This window comes from Carboxydocella sp. JDF658 (assembly GCF_002049395.1).
GTDB lineage: Bacteria > Bacillota.
The window spans coordinates 1-409 of sequence record NZ_BDLR01000163.1 but is presented as its reverse complement, the minus strand read 5'-3'; the positions used below and the strand labels follow the sequence as shown (position 1 = coordinate 409).

The following is a 409-nucleotide window of genomic DNA, read 5'->3' as shown; positions in this document are numbered from 1 at the left end:
GGCCAATTAAATGATTATAAGATCATCTACAATGCTTCGTAATAAATATAATACCATTTCCCAGCTTGCCCATGAAAAAGCAGAACCTATATACATCACAAAAAATGGTGAAGGCGATCTTGTAATAATGAGTATTGAGGCTTTTGAACGTCGAGAAGCTATGCTTGATCTCCGCGAAAAATTATTGTTGGCCGAACAACAACGCCTTGCTGGCGAGCCGACCATCACGCTTGTTGAGGCACAAAAACGGCTCAAGGAGAAAATCCATGGAAAAATATAATGTAGAACTACTCCCTGCCGCATATACAGACCTAGACGAGATATTTGATTATATTATGGTAGATAATCCAAGCGCTGCAGATAGTATACTTGAAAGTATTATGCACGCCTTGAGCCGTTTAGAGAATTT

1 protein-coding gene is annotated in these 409 nt (G+C 39.4%); it reads left to right on the top strand.

Translation table 11 applies throughout. The features are described from left to right. The first annotated feature begins 10 nt into the window (after nt 1–10). A complete protein-coding gene (locus JDF658_RS13065; RefSeq protein WP_079907962.1) occupies nt 11–280 on the top strand; it encodes a type II toxin-antitoxin system Phd/YefM family antitoxin in 270 nt (89 codons plus the stop codon). The last annotated feature ends 129 nt before the right edge of the window (nt 281–409 follow it).

Coding starts and splice junctions, on each gene's coding strand:
- JDF658_RS13065 (WP_079907962.1), top strand. CDS start 11: ATGATTATAAGATCATCTACAATGCTTCGTAATAAATATAATACCATT.